This window comes from Streptomyces sp. (genome assembly GCF_031178505.1).
GTDB lineage: Bacteria > Actinomycetota > Actinomycetes > Streptomycetales > Streptomycetaceae > Streptomyces > Streptomyces gulbargensis.
The window spans coordinates 1-3,820 of record NZ_JAPSIW010000682.1 but is presented as its reverse complement, the minus strand read 5'-3'; the positions used below and the strand labels follow the sequence as shown (position 1 = coordinate 3,820).

Sequence of the window (3,820 nt, the reverse complement as noted above, 5' to 3'; positions counted from 1 at the left end):
GCTGCTCGGGACTGGCCGACTCGACGAGTTCCTCCATCTCGTCCTCGTCGATGTCCCGGCCGGTGAAGACCTTCAGGACGCCCTCCGTCCCCTCCAGATCACGCAGCGGGGACGGGCGAGGCGCCGCCAGGATCAGCCGTACGCCCTGGGCGAGGCAGGAGCGTGCGACGTTCAGCAGCACCGTGCTGCGCCCGGACTTCGCGGGTCCGCCGATCACGAACGCCGGGACACCTTGGGCGAGGTCGGGACCGAAGGCGGTCAGCTCGTCGCCGCCGACGCCCACCAGCGTCCACAGCGGGGAGGCGCTCGCCGCCGGGTCGCGCATGGCCCAGGCATCGGCGAAGGAGATCCGGCTGGGCAGGACGTCGACGCGGAACGGGCGCCGGGAGCGCGGCAGCCCGGCGTCCCGGGCGGTCGCCGCCTCGCCGATCGCGACGAGCGCGGCAGCCTGACCCTGACCGGTGGTGTCCTCGGCGAGCAGGGCGAACTGGGTCTCGGTCGCCGACCCGCTCGCGAAGCCGCGGCCGGGCGGGATCTCCTCGGGGATCTTGCGCGCGTTGATGTCCAGCAACGAGAAGTCACCGCGGTCCGCGAGGCGCAGACCGTACTTGTCCTCGGTGAGGGAGGAGATCCGCCCCGTCAGCAGCTGACGGTCACCGGTGATCACCAGGTGCAGGCCGACGCTCGCGCCCTCGCGCATCATCGCCATCACCTGGTCGGTGAGATCGCCGTGGTTGTACTCACCGAGCGTGGGCAGCCAGCCCTCCCAGCGGTCGAGGAAGACCACGATGTGAGGCAGCCGCTCGTCCTCGGCCGCGGCGGCTCGCTGCTCCCCGATGTCGGCATAGCCCTTCTCCGCCAGCAGATCCTGCCGCCGGGAGACTTCGCCGGTGAGCCGGTTGAAGAGCCGGATGACCCGCTCCTGCTGATTACGGCTGACGACCGCGCCGCAATGCGGCAGCCGGGTCAGCGCGTTCAGGGCACCGTTGCCGCAGTCGATGCCGTACAGATGGACGTCAGCGCTCGACAGGGTGCGGGCCAGGGAGCCCGCGACGGTACGCAGCACCTGCGAGCGGCCGCTGCGCGGACCACCGGCGATGAGCAGGTGGCCGAACGTGGCGAAGTCGACGACCACCGGGCGGCGGGCCTGGTCGGCCGGCAGGTCCGCGATGCCGTACGGGGCAGCCGGCAGCGGCCCCTGGCTGGTCACCTGCGGAATGTCGTCCAACAGCAGCGATTCGTCCAGGGCGGGCAGCCACGGAGAGTGCTGGGCCGGAATGCCGAGGGCCGCGTTGGCCTCCCGGATGGCGTCCACCAGGACCTTGAGATCGGTGATCTCGTCGTCCTCCCTGGCCTCGGACTTGGGTTTGGCGAGCCCGGCCCGCCCCAGGTCCTGCCAGGAGAGCTGCCCGACCCACGGGGCGAGCGCCGCCGGATCGGCGGCACCCGGGCGGCGGCCACCGACGCGGCCGGACTGGAAGGGGATGAGGGAGGCGTGGCCGAGACGGACGTACGCGCGGCCCGGCGTGCTCTTGGCGATGTGACCGGCGTCGGGAGCGTCGATGACATCGGTCGACTCACCGGCGTCGGTCACGCGCAGGGCGATCCGCAGGTTGGTGTTGGCGCGGATCTCGGGCGACACGACACCACTCGGTCGCTGTGTGGCCAGCAGGAGGTGGATGCCGAGGGAGCGGCCTCGCTGGGCGATGTTGACGAGGCCGGTCACGAAGTCGGGCAGGTCACGCACCATGGACGCGAACTCGTCGATGACGATGAGCAGTCGCGGCACGGGCTCGTGGGACGTGTCCCGGCGCACCAGGTCCTGATAGTCCTCGATGTCCTTGGCGTCGGCGGCGGCGAGGATGTGCTCGCGCCGCCTCAGCTCCGCGCCCAGCGATTCCAGGGCGCGTTCGACGAGGTGTGCGTCGAGGTCGGTGACCATGCCGACGGTGTGCGGGAGTTTGACGCAGTCCTTGAAGGCGGACCCGCCCTTGTAGTCGACGAGGACGAACGTCATGTTCTCCGGCGTGTTGGCGACGGCGAGCGCGGCCACGATGGTCTGGAGCAGCTCCGACTTACCCGAACCGGTCGTACCGGCGATGAGTCCGTGCGGACCGTCCCGCCGGATGTCGATGCCGAAGGGACCGTCGTACGACTCACCGATGACCGCCATGGTGGACTGCCCGCCCATGCGCCAGCGCGCGGCGACGTCGTCGCGCGTCGGGGGCTCCAACTGGAGCACGTCGAGGAGCCGGCTCGAGGACGGAAGCGCGGAGTCCTCGGTCTCGCCACTGATGTCGCGCAGCGGCGACAGCGCCCGGGACAGCCGGGCGCACCAGGCGGGGGAGACGAAGTCGGGCCGTACACCGGACCTGCGCCGGGCGCCGGTCTGCTCGACGCGCAGCCGCAGTTCGGGAGCCCGCTCGGCGGCCTGCTGGGTCTGTTGGGCGCCTTGGTGCCAGGCATGGAAGGAGGGGAAGCCACCGGCGGCGGCCGCGGGGGAGCTGCCGGGCCGAGCGTTGACGGTGTCGCTGTGACGCAGCGGCTCGGCGACGACGAAGGCCTGGCACTCGCCGGGCAGGAAGCGTTCCTCCTCGTCCAGGCAGATCGCGTACATGGCGACCGCAGGCCCTTCCCGCAGGAGTCGTACGACGCCCGGCAGCGACCTCAACCGACGCGACCCGTCCCATACGACGACGATGTCCGGGTCGGCGAAGGCGGGACCGGCTCCACTGCGGTTGTTCTCCTTCAGGGCCTTCTGCCTGGCGTCGAGCAACTGCGTCAGCTCACCGACCCGGGCGCTGACGGTCTCGGAGTCCGTCCCCACCAGCACGTTGACGTCCTGCCCGCTCGCGGGGCGGGCGTGCGGGAGCCAGCGCACCCAGTCCCAGCGCGGCTGCGCGTTGTTCTCGGTGAGCACGCAGAACTGGACGTCCATCGGGCTGTGCAGCACCGCGGTCTGCGCAACGGCCCATCTCGCGAGCGCCTGCGCCGAGTCGCCGGGCCCCGCGATACCTATGACGCCCAGGTCCTTCAAAGGCAGTGCGACGGGCGAGTCCTCGATGTCCCAGGTGACCTGACGCTTGTGATCGTCCTGCTCCGGATCGTCGAGCACGACCTCGGACGGCACCCGGCCGGTGCCGACCCGAAGGAGCAGGTGGTCGGCGTCCGTGCGCCGCCTCTCCCACAACCGGGTACGGGGACCGGTGCCGAAGGCGAGCACGGAGGCGGGATCGGGAATGGTGCTGCGCCGCTCGAGCCGCTCCAGCCGCAGCGCCTCCTGCGCGTCCTTCTCGATCCGCTCCTTGGTCTCCTTGTACTCCTTGACCTGCTGCGCATGGGACTTGCGTCCGTGCTTCTTGTCCATGAAGTAGTTGCCGAAGAGCATGACCGGGCTCAGCAGCGCCATGATCATGTAGTACCAGCGCCCGAAGATCATGACGGATACGACCGCTCCGACCAGCGGGAACAGCGCCATCAGCCAGGGCAGCGGGCGGGCCTCGTAGTCCCTGGGCGGAGCAGGCAGCCGGAAGTGGGTCTCGCGCTCTGCCGGGCGCAGTCGCGGAGGCCGGTTGTAGTCGAGCCCGGCTCCGTCCTCCGACCACTTCAGGGCCGCGTTGGGCGGGGAATAGCCGTCGATCTCAAGAAGCGTGTTGCGCAGGGCGAGTTGGGAGCCGAGGGGCCAGGGGCCGCCGTCGAAGTCTTCGCCGTCGAGCCGGGGGTGGTTGCTGTCGCGCCCCTTCTCCTCTTCCTTCTCCTCCTCCTTGCCCTTCCGCTTCTTCTTCTCCTTCTTCTCCTCCCCGTCCCCGGTGTTCTTCCT

The 3,820-nt window shown here is 70.5% G+C and carries 1 protein-coding gene; it reads right to left on the bottom strand.

Annotation, left to right across the window (positions count from 1 at the left end):
* Nucleotides 1–3,820: FtsK/SpoIIIE domain-containing protein (locus RIF68_RS30410; RefSeq protein WP_309054492.1), on the bottom strand; the 3,820-nt coding region annotated here is incomplete at both ends.